A 14,792-nucleotide genomic window follows, 5' to 3' on the forward strand; every position below is an offset into this window, starting at 1 on the left:
ACCGGGACGGTTGACGGGCCTCCGAGTGCGGTATCACTTCAGCACGGTGCGGCCGCTGCACCGGTCCTCGGTGGCAGCGGCGCCCGGCAAGGACCGTGCGGCGTCTGAGGGGGCGTCATGCAGCAGCTGGGTTCCTGGTATCACGGTCCGCTGGCGTCCTTCGACACCGAGACGACCGGTGTCGACGTCGAGCGGGACAGAATCGTTTCGGCCGCCCTGGTGGTGCAGCCCGCACCGGGCGGGGCGGTCTCGGTGCGGACGTGGCTGGCCGATCCGGGGGTGCCGATCCCGGAGCCGGCCCGGGCGGTGCACGGCATCTCGGACGAGCAAGTGCGGGCGCACGGGCGGCCGCCGCGCGCGGTCGCGGTGGAGGTGGCCCGGGCGCTGGCCGAGCAGTCCCGGGCGGGCGTGCCGCTGGTGGTGATGAACGCCCCGTACGACCTGACGCTGCTGGACCGGGAGTTGCGCCGGCACGGGGCGGGTTCGCTGGCGGAGGTGCTGGACGGCGCGGAGCTGCTGGTGCTCGATCCGCGGGTGCTGGACAAGCAGTTCGACCGCTACCGCAAGGGCCGGCGCACCCTGACCGACCTGTGCGCGCACTACGGCGTCGAGCTGGTGGGCGCGCACGACGCGGCGGCGGACGCGCTGGCCTCGATGGAGCTGGTGCGGGCGGTGGCGGCCCGGCACGAGCGCCTGGGCGCGCTGTCCCCGGCCGAGCTGCACCTGCGGCAGGCGGTGTGGCACGCGGCGCAGGCCCGCGGCCTGGAGCGGTGGTTCGAGCGTTCGGGGGCGCCGGAGCGGGTGGACACGGCCTGGCCGATGCGTCCGGCCCGGTGCCGCTGCGGCGAGCGCCTGGAGCCGGGCCACGCCTGCGAGTTGGCGGCCTGACGCCCCGTCGGGGGCGCCGGGTGCGGAAAACGCCGCAGGCCCCGACGGCGTGGTCGGGGCCTGCGGTGTGCTCGGTGGGCGATACTGGGATCGAACCAGTGACCCCTTCGGTGTGAACGAAGTGCTCTCCCGCTGAGCTAATCGCCCGGGCAACGAGAAGAACTGTAGCACCACTTGGGCCCCGGTTCACAATCCGTTCCACGGACGGTCCCCCAGTTCCCGTTCCGGGAGGGCACGTTGAATGTTCGTCAGAACTCGGTCCGGAGCACGCGGAAAAGGCGTAGGGCTCCGACCTGATAAACAAGTCGGAGCCCTACGCCTGTGCATTCCGGTGGGCGATACTGGGATCGAACCAGTGACCCCTTCGGTGTGAACGAAGTGCTCTCCCGCTGAGCTAATCGCCCGGGTGCAGGGAAAACATTACCCCATCCGCACGGGTGCTCCGACCACCCTCGGCGCCGGTGGCCCCGCCGCCGGCCCGGCGCCCCGGCGGCCCTCCCCCGGCAGCGGCCCCGACCAGCGGCGGCGACCGACCACGGCGGGTGACGCCCCCGGTCGGGGCGGCCCTCGGGCCGAGGGCGCCGGGGGTCCGCCGGGCACCGGGCGGGCCAGGTTCGTGGGTTCCTCCAGTCCGCCGCGGCCCGCCCCGGTGCGACCGCCGGTAATGCCCTGCCGTTACCGGCCCGCCGTCCCGGCGGCCGGAGCCGCCGGGGGATTCCGCAATGCGCCGGAAGGGGTACGACTCGCACCGGAATCGGGACAGACGGGTTTACACCGGGCTTTCAGGTGGGATGGTCCGTTCGCCGACGTGCGATTCCCCGAGCGCACACTGAGCGAAAGGCCCTGGCGCTTATGAACACCACGGTCAGCTGCGAGCTGCACCTGCGCCTCATCGTGTCCAGCGAGTCGTCACTGCCCGTCCCCGCGGGCCTGCGCTACGACACTGCCGACCCCTATGCCGTGCACGCGACGTTCCACACCGGAGCAGACGAGACCGTGGAGTGGGTGTTCGCCCGCGACCTCCTCGCGGAGGGGCTGCACCGACCGACCGGTACCGGCGACGTCCGGGTGTGGCCGTCCCGCAGCCACGGTCAAGGCGTGGTTTGCATCGCCCTGAGCTCTCCGGAAGGAGAGGCCCTGCTGGAGGCCCCGGCCCGGGCGCTTGAGTCCTTCCTCAAGCGGACGGACGCCGCGGTGCCCCCCGGCACCGAACACCGTCACTTCGACCTCGACCGGGAGCTGTCCCACATCCTCGCCGAGAACTGAGCCCCGTACGAGTACGCCCGCCGTCGCGCGGCGGCGGGAACGCCTCGATGCGCACCGTCCTACTCGGGGGCACGGTCGCAGCTCACAGCCGCCTCGGCGGCCTCGGGGTCCCGCCCCGGGCATCCGCTCCCGACCGGAGTGGACGCCCGGGGCTCAGTCGTGTCCCGGTGCGCTCCCGGGCGGCGTCCGGGCCCGGGCCGCGCCCGCTTCCCGGCCCCGGCCGGTAGAGTCGGCGCGCGATGACCGACGCGCCGGCCCCGGGCCGGCGCCGCGTGAGGAGCCCCCACGTGCTGATCACCCATGACACCGAGTGCGCGCTGAGCATCCTGGTGGAGCTGCTGAACACGGCGCCGGGGGCGTGCGGCAGCGAGCTGCTGCCCGACGTGGCGGCGCTGAGCGCGTTCGTGGTCCGGCAGGAGATCAGCGAGATCGACTCGCTCGGTCCGGCGGACCTGGCCGCGGTGCACGAGCTGCGCACCCGGCTGCGCGAGGTGTTCTCGGCCGGGTCGGTCGAGCGGGCCGCGGAGCTGGTGAACGCGGTGGTCGCGGAGGCCGGCACCACGCCCCGGCTGACCAACCACGACCACCACGGCTGGCACATCCACTACTTCGCCCCGCACGCCGCGATCGGCCGCCACCTGGCCGCCGAGCTCGGCATGGCGCTGGCGTTCATCGTGATGGCCGGTGAGCTGGAGCGGCTGCGCCGCTGCGAGGCGCCGGGCTGCGCCCGGGTGTTCGTCGACCTGTCGCGCAACCGTTCGCGCCGCTACTGCGACAGCCGCACCTGCGGCAACCGGCTGCACGTCGCCGCGTACCGGGCCCGGCAGCGCTCGGCGGAGGCGGTGCCGGCCCCGGGCCGCTGAGGCGGGGCGCCGGGCCGCGGGCCGTCGGCGGGGCGCCGCCGACCTGGGAGACTTGGCGGCATGAGTGATTCCTCGCTGCCCCGTGTCGAGTTCTGGTGCGACCTGCTGTGCCCCGACTGCCGTACCGCGCTGGACGACGTCCGGGCGCTGCGGGAGCGGTTCGGCGACGCGCTGACCGTCGAGCTGCGGCACTTCCCGCTGGAGAAGCACAAGCACGCGTACCCGGCGGCCGAGGCGGCGGCGGAGGCGTTCGAGCAGGGGCGCGGCTGGGAGTTCGCGGAGGCGGTGCTGGCCCGGCTGGAGGACGTCGAGCGGGGCGGGGCGCCGGTGCTGGTGGAGATCGCCGCCGCGGTGGGCGTCGACGCGGACGAGGTGGACACCGCGCTGGTCGACGGGCGGCACATGCTGTGGGTGGACGCGGACGTGGCCGAGGGGCGGGCGATCGGGGTGACCGGCACGCCGACGTACGTGGTGGCGGGGAAGCGGCTGGACGGCGGGAAGTCGCAGGACGGGCTGCGGGAGCGGATCGTCGAGCTGCTGAACGGCTGAGCCGCCCCCGGCGCGGACGGGGTGGCGGGCCGGGTCGCGGGCCGGGTCGGCGGGGTCAGAGCGGTTTGCCGAGCAGGTGCCGGGTGGTCCGGTAGCCGAGCGACTCGTACAGGCCGATCGCCACCGCGTTGTCGCGGAACACGTTCAGGCCGAGGTGGCGGACGCCGGCCCGCAGGCACTCGCGTTCGGCGATCCGCATCAGGGTGCGGCCGTGGCCCCGGCCGCGGTGTTCGGGGGCGACCTCGACCAGCATGACCCAGGCGAGCGGGCTGCCGTCGGGCAGCCGGTCCTGGTGGAGGGTGACCCAGATCGTGCCGAGCACGTTGCCGTCGGCGTCCAGCAGGCGGCGCAGCACGGTGCCGACGGTGGAGAGGCCGACGGGGAGGGCGCGGCGGTGGTCGTTCTCGGCCCGGGCGGCGGCCTCGTCGGGGCCGAGGCCGGCGCCGATCAGCTCCTCGCGGTAGCCGGCGACGGCGGCCCGCTGCCAGAGCGGGTACTCCTCGGGGGTGACCGGGCGGTCGGTGAGGCCGTCGGGCAGTCCGTCGGGCCGGGTCGGGAGGTGGTCGAGGCGCTTGCCGAGGTTGCGCATCTGCTCGGTGTAGCCGAGGGAGCGGGCGAGGCGGAGCGCGACGGGGGCCTCGACCGGGACGGTGACCTGGGCCCGGGCGCACCCCCAGTAGCGGAGCACCTCCTCGGCGGCCAGCACCGCGACGGTGGCGCGGCCGCGGCGGCGGTCCGGTTCGGCGACCTCCAGCTCGCAGATCTCGCCGGGGTACCGCCCGGTGCGGGCCCACCCGTGGGTGCGCAGGCCGCCGACCCGGCGCCCGTTCACCATGATGTGCCAGCGCTGCGTCCGCCCGCCGCCGACGCCCGCCTCCTCGGGCCCGTCGGGCCGCAACGTGGTGGTCATGCCGTCTCCCCTTCCCGCCCGGGGCGCCCTTCTATCCCCTCCGGCCTATCCCTTGCGGACCGGGTCGCGGTCCTCGGCGGCGCGCTCCGCGAAGACCTCCATCGCCTTGCGGGTCACCGGGCCCGGGCCGGGGAGTTCGCGGTCGTCGATCCGGGTGACGGCCTGCACGTCGCGGAGGGTGGAGGTGAGGAAGACCTCCTCGGCGTCGGCGAGCGCCTCGAGCGGGAGGTCGGCCTCCTCGGCGCCGGTCCAGTCGAGGACGAGGCGGCGGGTGATCCCGGCCAGGCAGCCGGAGGCGAGGGTGGGGGTGAGCAGGCGGCCGTCGAGGACGAGGAAGACGTTGGAGCCGGTGCCCTCGCAGAGCAGTCCGGCGGTGTTGGCGAGGAGCGCCTCGCTGGCGCCGGCGCGGTGGGCGGCGGCGAGGGCGATGACGTTCTCGGCGTAGGAGGTGGTCTTGAGGCCGGTGACGGCGGAGTGCTCGTTGCGGCGCCAGGGGACGGTGACGACCGCGGTGGTGTCGGGGCGGGGGCTCGCGGTGCCGAGGGCGGCGATCAGGCTGGGGCCGGCGGTGCCGCGTTCGGAGCCGAGCGGGGAGGTGCCGCCGGTGTAGGTGATGCGCAGGCGGCCGAGCGGCAGCGGCTTGGCGGCGAGGACGGCCGCGCAGGCCGCGCGGACCAGGTCGTGGTCGGGGTCGGGGAGGCCGAGGCCGCGGGCGGAGCGGGTGAGGCGGTCGAGGTGGCGGGTGAGGGCGAAGGGTTCGCCGTGCTCGGTCTTGACCGTTTCGAAGACGCCGTCGCCGACGGTGAGTCCGTGGTCCAGGACGGAGAGTGCGGCGTCGTCCTCGGTGGTGAGCGTTCCGTTGACCCAGATCATCGGCGGGGTGCTCCTTCGGGTGTTTCGGGGGTGCCCGTGGAGGCTATCGCCACCAGCCGGGCGGCCTTGAGCTCGGTCTCCCGCCATTCGCGGTCGGGGTCGGAGTCCCAGGTGATCCCGGCGCCGGTGCCGAACTTCAGGACGGGGGCGCCGGTGGGCGGGCGTTCGATCCAGAAGGTCCGGATGCCGACGGCGAGTTCGGCTTCGCCGCGGTCGGCGTCGACCCAGCCGACGGCGCCGCAGTAGGGGCCGCGGGGGGCGGTCTCCAGCTCGCGGATGATGCGCAGGGCGCTGCCCTTGGGGGCGCCGGTGACGGAGCCGGGCGGGAAGGTGGCGGCGAGGAGGTCGCTCCAGCCGGCGCCGGGGCGCAGGGTGCCCTCGACGGTGGAGACGAGGTGGACCAGGCCGGGGTGCTTCTCGACGGCGCACAGGTCGGGGACGGTGACGGTGCCGGTCCGGCAGACCCGGCCGAGGTCGTTGCGGACCAGGTCGACGATCATCACGTTCTCGGCGTGGTCCTTGTCGAGCAGGTCGTGCTCGGTGCGGCCGGTGCCCTTGATCGGGCCGGAGCGGACGGTGCGGCCGCGGCGGGCGAGGTAGAGCTCCGGGGAGGCGGTGGCGATCTCGACGCCGTGCTCGGGCAGCCGGATCGTTCCTGCGTACGGGGCGGGGTTGTGGGCGGCGAGCAGGCCGGTGAGGGCGTCGATGTCGGTGCGGTCGGGGTCGGGCAGGGGTGCGCTCAGCACCCGGCAGAGGTTGGCCTGGTAGACCTCGCCGGCGGCGATGTGCTCGCGGATGCGGCGGACTCCGGCGCGGTAGGCGTCGGCGTCGAGGGAGCTGCGCCAGGAGTCGGCGGCGGGGCCGTGCCAGCGGTCGGTGGCGGGCGGGGCCGGGTCGGGGCGGACGTCGGCGAACCGGGCGCAGGTGAGGCGGCCCTCGAAGTCGTGGACGACGGCCCAGAGGCCGCCGTGTTCGAGGGCGGCCGGGTCGTGGGTGACTTCGCGCAGCCCGGTGGCGAGGCGGCCGGCGAAGCGGGCCATCGGCTGGTGGGGGCTGGGGTGCGGGGTGCGGCCGGACACGGTTCTCCTGCGCGGATGTTCGGTGCTGCCCGCTGCCGGTGCCGGGTTCGGGTGCCGGTCGCGCGCGGGCGCGGGGGCGGGCCCCGGGGGATCGCCCCGGTACCGGAAAGTCTAGGTCGGCGGCCCGTCGGAACGCCCGGGCCGGGCGGGGCGGTTCGGTGTCCGGCGGCCACCCCCGCGCCACGCTGCGGGAACGGATTTTTCAGCTGGGCCGGGAATCCGCTAGAGTTCAACACGTCGCCAGGGAGCGCAGCCGGGAAAACCGGAGGCCGACCGGGCAGACAGGCGGACGTGGCTCAGTTGGTAGAGCATCACCTTGCCAAGGTGAGGGTCGCGAGTTCGAATCTCGTCGTCCGCTCGACGGGGAACGGGTAAGATCGTTCTCCAGTGGTTCAGAAGTTGCCTGGTGGAGTGGCCGAGAGGCGAGGCAACGGCCTGCAAAGCCGTGTACACGGGTTCAAATCCCGTCTCCACCTCCAAGGGGGTCCTTCCGGTTCCGGCCGGAGACCCTCCCCGCGCGATTAGCTCAGCGGGAGAGCACTACCTTGACACGGTAGGGGTCACTGGTTCAATCCCAGTATCGCGCACTGGTCTTCGGATCCCGGTCCTCAGGATCGACCCGCGCGATTAGCTCAGCGGGAGAGCACTACCTTGACACGGTAGGGGTCACTGGTTCAATCCCAGTATCGCGCACTGGCTTCGGATCCTCCTCAGGATCGACCCGCGCGATTAGCTCAGCGGGAGAGCACTACCTTGACACGGTAGGGGTCACTGGTTCAATCCCAGTATCGCGCACCACGGTTGAGAGCCGCGGTCCACTTCGGACCGCGGCTCTCGGCGTTTCCGAGGGGGTTCGGCCGGAAGCGCGGGAACGGTGGTGGCCGGGAACGGCACGCCCTCACCGACGTGTCGTTCCCGGCCATCCGGTGGGCCGGAGCTGCAGCCTGTGCCACTCACGCTGTCCGTCCACGACGGTGAGGGCGGCTCCGGCCGGCGAAGACCCCTACCCCATCAGGGGGTCAGCGCCCGATCAGGTCGGCGACCGCTTTGGTCTGGGTCGCCAGTTGGTCCCACGCCCCGAACAGGGCCAGCAGCAGGACGGCGCAGGGCAGGACGATGGCGAGTGCGACGACCGGGTGCCGGGTCTCCGTGGCGGGGAGGTGGCGGCGGCGGAGGGCTCTGCTGAGCGGTGCCATGGTGTGCTGTGCTCCTGCCGGGCTGGTGCTGCGGGTCGGGCCGGGTGGGGTGGGACGGAGGTTGGCGCGGGGGCGGTTTCTCGGGGACGAGCGGGGCCGCCCTCGCTGTGAACAACCGTATGCGGGGAGACTGTCGGGGTCGTCATGCCCGCGTACCGTTCCGATCGCCTCCGCTGGGATGAGGAGCGGCGCGGCGGCGTACTCCTGGAGGCGGAGACGGGGGCGGGAGCGCCCCTGAACCACCCTGGGGGTCGCCCCTGGGGGGCGGGTCGAGCGGCGCCGGAACCGGGCGGGGCGGCGGGGCGGGGACGGGCTTCCGACGGCGGGGCGGGGACGGGCTTCTGACGGGGGGTCGGGAACGGGCGGGTCGGTTCGGGTGCGGATCGCCGCGGGCGGGGGCGGGCTGCGGGGCGTCCGGGACCCGGGCGCCGGACCCCGGTCGGACAATCCGACCGGCGGTTCGCGTGTTGCGTGTCGACGCGGGGCCGGTACCTGTCCGTAAGCTGTCCCGAGACGGTTGTCTGACGGCCCCCCACATCGGACGGGGCCTCACCCCACGGGCTGACGGAACGGAAACGGGTACGGGCGGATGGCAATGATGCGGCTGAGGCGTGAGGACCCCCGCATCGTCGGCCCGTACCGGCTGCACCGGCGGCTGGGCGCCGGCGGGATGGGCGTGGTGTACCTGGGCTCCGACCGCAAGGGGCAGCGGGTCGCGCTGAAGCTGATCCGGGCCGAGCTGGCCGAGGACGCCGAGTTCCGCACCCGGTTCGCCCGGGAGATCGCCGCCGCCTCCCGGATCCGCGGCGGCTGCACGGCCCGGGTAGTGGGCTCCGACATCGAGACCGAGCGGCCCTGGCTGGCCACCGCGTACGTGCCCGGGCCCTCGCTGTACAAGCAGGTCTCCGAGGAGGGGCCGCTGGCCTGGCCGGACGCGGCGCGGATCGGCTCGGCGCTGGCCGACGGCCTGGTGAAGGTGCACGAGGCCGGGGTGGTGCACCGGGACCTGAAGCCGTCGAACATCCTGCTCTCCCCCAAGGGCCCGCGGATCATCGACTTCGGCATCGCCTGGTCGCGCGGCGCCTCCACGCTCACCCACGTCGGCACGGCGGTCGGCTCGCCCGGCTTCCTGGCGCCCGAGCAGGTGCGCGGCGCGGCCGTCACGCCCGCCACCGACGTGTTCGCGTTCGGGGCGACGCTGGCGTTCACGCTGACCGGGGAGTCGCCGTTCGGGTCGGGCGCCTCGTCCGAGGTGATGCTGTACCGGGTGGTGCACGAGGAGCCGGACCTGACCGGCATCCCGCCGGTGCTGGCGCCGCTGGTGCGCGCCTGCCTGGCCAAGGAGCCCTCCGAGCGGCCGCCGGCGGCGGCGCTGCACGAGCGGCTGAGCGAGCTGGCGGCGCGCGGGGGCGGCGGCCGGGCCGGTCGGGCGGCGGCCNCGCGGACGGACGAGGCGCGGGCCGCGGCGGCGCCGTCGAGGAGGCGCACGGCGCGGAGCCGCGTCCGGCGGCCCGGCCGGGCGCGGTGCGCGGCGCGGCGGCGGGCCCGCGGCCGGACGCGGCGGCGGGCGGGCGGGCGACGACGGGCGGGCGTCCGGCGGCGGGCGGGCGCCCGGTGCCGAAGGCGGAGGGTGCGGCCGGGGCCGGCGGGCGTCCGGCGGTGGCCGCGCCGGCGATGCCCCGGCAGGACGCGGCGCGGGCGGACGGCCGCCCGGCGGCCCGGCGGGCGGCAGCCGGCCCGGACGGGGACACCGTCCGGGAGCGGCGCCCGCGCCCGGGCGGGAGCGCACCCGGTGCCCGGCCGGGACCGCACTCCCCGCCGCGCGCCCGCACACGCTGGGCGGGCGGCCGACGCCCGGCAGCGGCTGCTGCGGCAGCGGCTGGTGGTGTTCGTGACNGTCACCGTGGGCGTGGCGCTGGCCATCGCGGTGGCGCAGGGCTGCGAGAACCGGGACGCGCAGGGCGCGGGCCCGCTGCCCGCCGGGGTGGCGAGCGCGCCGGCCGAGCCGGCCACCGGGACGACGCTGTCGGTGGACGGCGCGAACGCCGCCGGGCACGGCGACACCGGGCTGGCCCCGTCCTTCGGCGTCCCGCCGCAGGTCGACTGGCCCAACCTGAGCTACCCCGACCCGTCCGGCGGCCCGGCGATCCGGCTGCACGACGGGCACTCCACCGAGAACGGCCCGCCGATCTCGCTCGCCGCGGTGCTGCCCGCCCGCTACCGGGACGCGCAGGCCGCGCTGGTGGTGCTGCGCCGCCTGGAGGGCGCGGTCCCGGTCGACCTGGTCCAGCTGTACGGCTTCACCGGCGGCTCGCCCGTGCTGCTGGCGGACCGGGCCTCGGCCGCCAACCCGGAGGCGGGCGCGGTGTGGCGGGTGGAGAACGGCGCGCTGATCCGCGAGGAGCGGGTGGACCGGACGGGCGCGGTCTCCTCCACCCGGTACACCGTCCGGGCGGACGGCGGCCTGGAGGAGTCCTGGCCGGGCACGGGCGTCTCGGGCTCGACGGACTGACCCCCCGCCCGGGTTCACAGCCCGGCGGCGTCCAGGCGGGCGCGCATCTCCTCGACCGGCAGGGCCGGGTTGGCGGCGGCGGCCCGGTGGACGGACGGCGACGGGTCGTCGAGCAGGGCCCGGAAGGCGGCCGGGGTGTGGGCGGGGTGGCTCGCGGCAGCGCGGCGGACGCGCTCCTCCGGGTCGGCGGCGAGGCGCTCCAGCAGGGCGGCGGGCAGGTCGGGGTCGCGCAGGGCGAGCAGCCGCATCCGGGGGGCGGGGTCGGCGGCGAGCCGGCGCAGGGTCTGCACGGGCAGCGGGAACGCGTCGGCGGGCCGCCAGCGCATCCGCTTGAACGGGCGGTGCCCGCGGTCGAGGCGTTCGGCGGTGACGGGGTCGATCGGGTCGGAGCTGCTGCGGGCGGCGGCGAGCGCGACCTCGTTGTCGGGGTCGGCGAGCAGCCGGGCGCGGGCCTCGGCGGGCAGGTCGGTCGAGGCGGCGGCGGCGCGGCGGAAGACCGGGTGGGGCGAGTCGAGGTGTGGCAGCGGGTCGGCGGTGACCCAGGGCAGGCGGAGCATCCGGAGTTCGGCGCCGGCCCCGAAGCGGTCGATCTCGATCTCGATGGCGGTCTCCTCGTCGACGTCCTCGCCGGGCGGTTCCCACGGACCGGTGACCGAGTCGTGGAGGGCGGCGCGGGCTGCGGCGGGGGTGTCGGGGCGGGCGAGGACGGCGAGGCGGACCAGGGCGCGGGGGTCGGCGGCGAGGCGGTCGCGGATCGCGGCGGGCAGGCCGGGGTGGGTGGCGAGGGCGCGGCGGACCTCCGGGTCGGGGTCGGCGGCGAGGCCTGCGAGGTCGGTGGTGTCCGGGTCGCAGTGCGGGGCGGCGCCGGCCCGGGTGAGCGGGTCGGCGAGCAGGGCGGGGACGAGGTCGGCGGGCGGGACGGGGTGCGGCAGGCGGCGGAAGTAGGTGGCGCAGGCGGCGGCGCGGACGCCGTCCTCCGGGTCGGTGAGCAGGACGCGGCGGACGGGCTCGGGGGCGGCGGTCCAGTACTGGCCGAGGGCGGCGCGGACGCCCGGGGCGGGGTCGTGGGCGAGGCGGGCGCGCAGGTCGGCGGGGGTGTGGTCGCACTGGGCGAGCTGCTCGCGCACCTCGGGCGCCGGGTCGGCGGTGAACCGTTCGAACAGGTCGCGTTCGTCGGGGGTGGCGGAGATGACCAGGGCGACCCGGACGCTCGGGTCGGGGTGGGCGGCGAGGCGGTGGCGGACCTGCGGCGGCAGGTGGCGGCTGAGCGCGACGCCGTGCGCGTCGCGGGCGATCAGCGCGTCGAGCTGCGGCCCGGACAGGTCGGGGCGGCAGGCGAGTTCGAAGGGGCGGTGCGGGGCGGCGACCAGGCGGTCGACCAGGTCGGCGGGCAGGGCCGGGTTCTCGGCCAGACCGGCCAGCAACTCGTGGGGAACGTCGGGCATGCGGGCGGGGTCTCCTTCAGCGGCGGGTGCGGCGGGCGCGGGCGGCGGGCCGGTCGGTGGCGGTCATCGTATGGTCGAGCAGGCCGCGCGGCGGGTCGGCGGGGCGGGCGGCGAGGCGGGTGACGGCCCTACGGGAGCGGGTGTCGGCGGCGTCGATCCGCGGCGGACCTCGGCCTCGCGGTCGGCGCCGGTGCGGACGTCCCGGCCGTGCAGGTCTGCGGCGCCGCTCGCGCGGGCGGCGTCGGCGAGGCGGGCCGGGACGTGCGCGGGGTGAGCGGTTCGAGCCGCACCCGGCGGCCCTCCGGGACGACGGGGGTCGGCGCGGTCGGCATGGCCGGGACGCTACCGGAGGGCGCTCGGGCGGCGTTGACGGCTTGTCAGTACGGGGCGGCAGCATGTGCGCATGATGTGGACGACCGACGCGATGCACGTCGCGTACTGCCAGTACTTCCTGTACGGGCCGGAGTTGCCGGACGGTTGGGACGCGCACGCGCTGGACCGGCTGTTCCACGGGAACGGGGTGGCCGCGGGCTGTCCGGACCACCTGACGGTGCTGTGCGGCACGCACACCGGGCTGGTCCGGCTGACGGTGGAGCGCTGCGCGGGGCGGCCGCCGGAGCCGGGGCCGGAGTGGGAGAGCGTGGTGGAGCTGTCGCTGCACAGCAGTGGTGAGCTGCGGCTGCGCGCCTGGGACGGGGTGGACGTCGACGGGCCGGGGAACCTGGCGCACGCCGGGCCGGGCTGGTACCGGGTGCGGGTGCAGACCCGCGGGCGGGACCGGGGGCGGGAGGCCGACACCGCGGCCCGGCCGGTGGAGGAGCACCGGTTGGCGGTGTGGCCCGCTCCCCCGGCGCCGGACCTGGTGCTCCGGGTCGGCGACCTGACGGGCCGCCGCCACCACGACCCGCGGCGGCCGGCGCCGCAGCCGATCCGGCCCCCGGGGGCGCGCCGGGCGGCCTGAGCGGTGCCGGGTCAGAAGTGGTCGGTGCCCGACCAGCTGTACCAGCCGTCGCCGAGCGCGTCGTAGGAGGTGACGGACTCGCCGACGGGGGTGCCGTGCGGGAAGTAGGCGTAGCCGTGCGGGGCGAAGACGCCGGTGCCCGCGACGGTGAAGGTGACGCCGCCGCCGACGAGTTCGGTGCGTTCCAGGCGGTAGCCGGCCACCCGGGCGGGGGCGGTGTCGCCGGTGGCGAGGGCGTGTTCGGCGTGGGCGGTGAGGGTGGGGCGGGTGGCCGCGAAGCGGGCGCCGGCCGGGACGTCGTAGTGGACCAGCAGGGCGCCGGTGGCGAGCAGCAGCGGTGCGGCGGCCCAGCGCCAGCGGCCGAGCGGGCCGGGGGCGCGGCGCGGAGTGCGGCTCGGGCTGCGGTGCGGAGTGCGGCTCGGGGTGCGGTGCGGGGTGCGGTGCGCCCACGGGGTCTGCTGCCAGAGCAGCCGGCCGACCGGGAGCCCGAGCAGGGTGAGCGCGCCGAGGCCGAGCAGCCCGGCGTCCTGGCCGGGCACGCTCGCGCCCAGCAGGACGGCCGCGACGCCGAGGGCGCAGCAGAGCAGGGCGCTGTTGCCGGGGCGGGCGGGCCGCCTGAGGTGCTTGCGGTGGCGGATCGCCAGGAGCGCGGCCGGCAGGCCGACGATCACCAGCAGCGGGACGGTGACCGGGAGGAAGAGCACGTCCAGGAGGGTCCAGAGGAAGCCGCCGAGGACGAACGCCACCGTCAGTGCGCCGTGCACCGTGCCGTGCGGCGTGCACGACAGCAGGGCGAGCAGGGCCGCCACGGCGAGCGGGGCCCGGTAGCCGTGGCGCAGGGCGAGGCGGCGGGCCGGGGCGACGAAGCGGCGCCGCAGGTCGATGATCACACCGCACTGTCTACCGGAGGGTCCGGTGCGGGCGGAAGGCCGACGGCCGGTCGGCCCGCGGATAATGGCGGTGCCGTGCGCCGGTCCGGCGGCGGTGCGGAGCGAGGCGGGAGAGGTGGCGGGAGCGGTGGCCCTGGTGGAGGGAGAGCGCGTCAGGCTGGTCGAGGACCTGGCGCTGGGCGGGGCGTCCGCCGGGGAGGACGGCCCGCTGGTGGGCTTCCTGCTGCTCGGCGCGGGTGTCGAGGGCACCGTGGTCCGGGTGACCGGGGAGCTGCCGCCGCCCGAGGAGGTCCGCGAGTACGAGCGGCTGCGGGCCCTGTTCGAGGACTACGGGCACACCATGCCCGCGGAGAGCCTGCGCCGGCTGGAGGCGCAGCTCGCCGAACTGGAGCCGCACTGGCGGGAGTTCGGCGCGGCGGGCCCGCGCAGCTCGGTCCGGGTCCGGTTCGACAACGGCTTCGTGCTGGACGACGCGGACGCGGCGGCGTTCACCCGCCCCTGAGCGCGGGCCCCGGACGCACGGGCCCCGCGCGCACGGGGCCCGCCGTCAGCCGTGGTTGACGGCGTAGAAGGCGATGGCGGCGGCCGCGCCGACGTTCAGCGAGTCGATGCCGTGCGCCATCGGGATGCGCACCCGCTGGTCGGCGGCGGCCAGTGCCTTCGGGGTCAGGCCGTCGCCCTCGGCGCCGAGCATCAGCGCGGCCTTGGGGAGCAGGTGCGGGCGGGCCGTGGTGAAGTCCTCCGCACCGGAGGGGGTCAGCGCCAGCAGGTCGAACCCGGCCTCCCGGACGGCGCCGAGCGCGTCCGGCCAGGGGTCGAGGCGGGCGTAGGGCACCGAGAAGACGGCGCCCATCGAGGTCTTGACGGCCCGCCGGTACAGCGGGTCGGCGCAGTCCGGGGAGAGCAGCACCGCGTCCATGCCGAGCGCGGCGGCGGAGCGGAAGATCGCCCCCAGGTTGGTGTGGTCGACCAGGCCCTCCAGGACGGCCACCCGGCGGGCCCCGGCGAGCACCTGCGGCGCGGTGGGCAGCGGCTTGCGCTCCATCGAGGCGAGCGCGCCGCGGTGCACGTGGTAGCCGGTGACCCGCTCGGCGAGCGCGGGCTCGACCAGGTGGACGGGCGCGTCGGCGTCCGCGATCACGTCCGCCATCACGCCCAGCCACTTCGCGGTCAGCAGCATCGACCGCATCCGGAACCCGGCGGCGAGCGCCCGCCGGATCACCTTCTCCCCCTCGGCGATGAACAGCCCCTCGGCGGGCTCCCGGCGGCGCCGCAGTTCGACGTCGGTCAGGTCGGTGTAGTCGCTCAGCCGGGGGTCGGCGGCGTCGGTGACGGTGAGAGGCTCGGACACCGGACGATT

The 14,792-nt window shown here is 76.2% G+C and carries 13 protein-coding genes, 7 tRNA genes and 1 pseudogene; 12 read left to right on the forward strand and 9 right to left on the reverse strand.

What is annotated here, in order from left to right:
• The first annotated feature begins 126 nt into the window (after positions 1-126).
• Positions 127-888: a 3'-5' exonuclease gene (locus HUT16_RS05965; protein WP_176192514.1), complete on the forward strand. Its 762-nt coding sequence runs from the start codon at positions 127-129 to the stop codon at positions 886-888.
• Between the two features lie 75 nt (positions 889-963).
• On the opposite strand, the gene HUT16_RS05970 is transcribed toward HUT16_RS05965, so the two are convergent.
• Positions 964-1,035 (reverse strand) — tRNA-Val (locus HUT16_RS05970).
• Between the two features lie 185 nt (positions 1,036-1,220).
• A tRNA-Val gene (locus HUT16_RS05975) sits at positions 1,221-1,292 on the reverse strand.
• 448 nt (positions 1,293-1,740) lie between these two features.
• Between HUT16_RS05975 and HUT16_RS05980 the strand changes: the two genes are divergently transcribed.
• The 3 genes from HUT16_RS05980 to HUT16_RS05990 all read left to right on the forward strand — a co-directional run bounded on the left by HUT16_RS05980 (position 1,741) and on the right by HUT16_RS05990 (position 3,566).
• The gene (locus HUT16_RS05980) at positions 1,741-2,154 is read left to right on the forward strand and encodes an SsgA family sporulation/cell division regulator (protein ID WP_030459107.1); all 414 of its coding nucleotides are present in this window, start codon (positions 1,741-1,743) and stop codon (positions 2,152-2,154) included.
• 287 nt (positions 2,155-2,441) lie between these two features.
• On the forward strand, positions 2,442-3,017 hold the full coding sequence (locus HUT16_RS05985) for a CGNR zinc finger domain-containing protein (protein WP_176186150.1): 576 nt from the start codon (positions 2,442-2,444) through the stop codon (positions 3,015-3,017).
• 60 nt (positions 3,018-3,077) lie between these two features.
• Entirely contained in the window at positions 3,078-3,566 is a 489-nt protein-coding gene (locus HUT16_RS05990) for a DsbA family protein (RefSeq protein ID WP_176186152.1), read from the forward strand.
• A gap of 55 nt (positions 3,567-3,621) precedes the next feature.
• Here HUT16_RS05990 and HUT16_RS05995 read toward each other — a convergent pair whose 3' ends face one another.
• From HUT16_RS05995 to HUT16_RS06005, 3 genes are read right to left on the reverse strand one after another with little or no spacing between them, the layout of a single operon-like run.
• Positions 3,622-4,476: a GNAT family N-acetyltransferase gene (locus HUT16_RS05995; protein WP_176186154.1), complete on the reverse strand. Its 855-nt coding sequence runs from the start codon at positions 4,474-4,476 to the stop codon at positions 3,622-3,624.
• Positions 4,477-4,521: 45 nt separating this feature from the next.
• Positions 4,522-5,349 (reverse strand): aminotransferase class IV, encoded by an 828-nt coding sequence (locus HUT16_RS06000; protein WP_176186156.1) that lies wholly within the window; start codon positions 5,347-5,349, stop codon positions 4,522-4,524.
• Complete coding sequence (locus HUT16_RS06005) at positions 5,346-6,389, reverse strand: chorismate-binding protein (protein ID WP_176192515.1); 1,044 nt, start codon at positions 6,387-6,389, stop codon at positions 5,346-5,348. Before HUT16_RS06005 ends, HUT16_RS06000 begins: the two co-directional genes overlap by 4 nt.
• A gap of 324 nt (positions 6,390-6,713) precedes the next feature.
• Here HUT16_RS06005 and HUT16_RS06010 point away from each other — a divergent pair.
• From HUT16_RS06010 to HUT16_RS06030, 5 genes are all read left to right on the forward strand, one after another.
• A tRNA-Gly gene (locus HUT16_RS06010) sits at positions 6,714-6,786 on the forward strand.
• 47 nt (positions 6,787-6,833) lie between these two features.
• Positions 6,834-6,907, forward strand: a tRNA-Cys gene (locus HUT16_RS06015).
• A 36-nt stretch (positions 6,908-6,943) separates the two neighbouring features.
• A tRNA-Val gene (locus tag HUT16_RS06020) sits at positions 6,944-7,015 on the forward strand.
• Between the two features lie 34 nt (positions 7,016-7,049).
• Positions 7,050-7,121: transfer RNA gene (locus HUT16_RS06025), tRNA-Val, on the forward strand.
• A gap of 30 nt (positions 7,122-7,151) precedes the next feature.
• Positions 7,152-7,226, forward strand: a tRNA-Val gene (locus HUT16_RS06030).
• 221 nt (positions 7,227-7,447) lie between these two features.
• Here the strand turns inward: HUT16_RS06030 and HUT16_RS06035 are convergent.
• Positions 7,448-7,624: a hypothetical protein gene (locus HUT16_RS06035; RefSeq protein ID WP_014134612.1), complete on the reverse strand. Its 177-nt coding sequence runs from the start codon at positions 7,622-7,624 to the stop codon at positions 7,448-7,450.
• Positions 7,625-8,213: 589 nt separating this feature from the next.
• Between HUT16_RS06035 and HUT16_RS06040 the strand changes: the two are divergent.
• A pseudogene (locus HUT16_RS06040) lies at positions 8,214-9,590 on the forward strand (serine/threonine-protein kinase); the annotation flags it as partial.
• A gap of 560 nt (positions 9,591-10,150) precedes the next feature.
• Here the strand turns inward: HUT16_RS06040 and HUT16_RS06045 are convergent.
• Complete coding sequence (locus HUT16_RS06045) at positions 10,151-11,581, reverse strand: hypothetical protein (RefSeq protein ID WP_176186160.1); 1,431 nt, start codon at positions 11,579-11,581, stop codon at positions 10,151-10,153.
• Between the two features lie 403 nt (positions 11,582-11,984).
• Here HUT16_RS06045 and HUT16_RS06050 point away from each other — a divergent pair, with 403 nt between their 5' ends.
• The gene (locus HUT16_RS06050; protein ID WP_176186162.1) at positions 11,985-12,542 is read left to right on the forward strand and encodes a hypothetical protein; all 558 of its coding nucleotides are present in this window, start codon (positions 11,985-11,987) and stop codon (positions 12,540-12,542) included.
• An 11-nt stretch (positions 12,543-12,553) separates the two neighbouring features.
• Here the strand turns inward: HUT16_RS06050 and HUT16_RS06055 are convergent, their stop codons facing one another.
• A complete protein-coding gene (locus HUT16_RS06055; protein WP_176186164.1) occupies positions 12,554-13,432 on the reverse strand; it encodes a hypothetical protein in 879 nt (292 codons plus the stop codon).
• Between the two features lie 115 nt (positions 13,433-13,547).
• Between HUT16_RS06055 and HUT16_RS06060 the strand changes: the two genes are divergently transcribed.
• The gene (locus HUT16_RS06060) at positions 13,548-13,934 is read left to right on the forward strand and encodes a hypothetical protein (protein WP_254897661.1); all 387 of its coding nucleotides are present in this window, start codon (positions 13,548-13,550) and stop codon (positions 13,932-13,934) included.
• A 45-nt stretch (positions 13,935-13,979) separates the two neighbouring features.
• Here HUT16_RS06060 and HUT16_RS06065 read toward each other — a convergent pair whose 3' ends face one another.
• Complete coding sequence (locus tag HUT16_RS06065) at positions 13,980-14,783, reverse strand: RNA methyltransferase (RefSeq protein ID WP_176186166.1); 804 nt, start codon at positions 14,781-14,783, stop codon at positions 13,980-13,982.
• Positions 14,784-14,792 lie beyond the last annotated feature (9 nt).

Source organism: Kitasatospora sp. NA04385, from assembly GCF_013364235.1.
Classification (GTDB): domain Bacteria; phylum Actinomycetota; class Actinomycetes; order Streptomycetales; family Streptomycetaceae; genus Kitasatospora.

Bases quoted from the DNA above. Each gene is read 5' to 3' on its own strand.
- HUT16_RS05990 (WP_176186152.1), top strand. From the start codon at position 3,078: ATGAGTGATTCCTCGCTGCCCCGTGTCGAGTTCTGGTGCGACCTGCTG.
- HUT16_RS06005 (WP_176192515.1), bottom strand. From the start codon at position 6,389: ATGGCCCGCTTCGCCGGCCGCCTCGCCACCGGGCTGCGCGAAGTCACC.
- HUT16_RS06045 (WP_176186160.1), bottom strand. From the start codon at position 11,581: ATGCCCGACGTTCCCCACGAGTTGCTGGCCGGTCTGGCCGAGAACCCG.
- HUT16_RS06035 (WP_014134612.1), bottom strand. From the start codon at position 7,624: ATGGCACCGCTCAGCAGAGCCCTCCGCCGCCGCCACCTCCCCGCCACG.
- HUT16_RS05980 (WP_030459107.1), top strand. From the start codon at position 1,741: ATGAACACCACGGTCAGCTGCGAGCTGCACCTGCGCCTCATCGTGTCC.
- HUT16_RS05995 (WP_176186154.1), bottom strand. From the start codon at position 4,476: ATGACCACCACGTTGCGGCCCGACGGGCCCGAGGAGGCGGGCGTCGGC.
- HUT16_RS06000 (WP_176186156.1), bottom strand. From the start codon at position 5,349: ATGATCTGGGTCAACGGAACGCTCACCACCGAGGACGACGCCGCACTC.
- HUT16_RS06050 (WP_176186162.1), top strand. From the start codon at position 11,985: ATGATGTGGACGACCGACGCGATGCACGTCGCGTACTGCCAGTACTTC.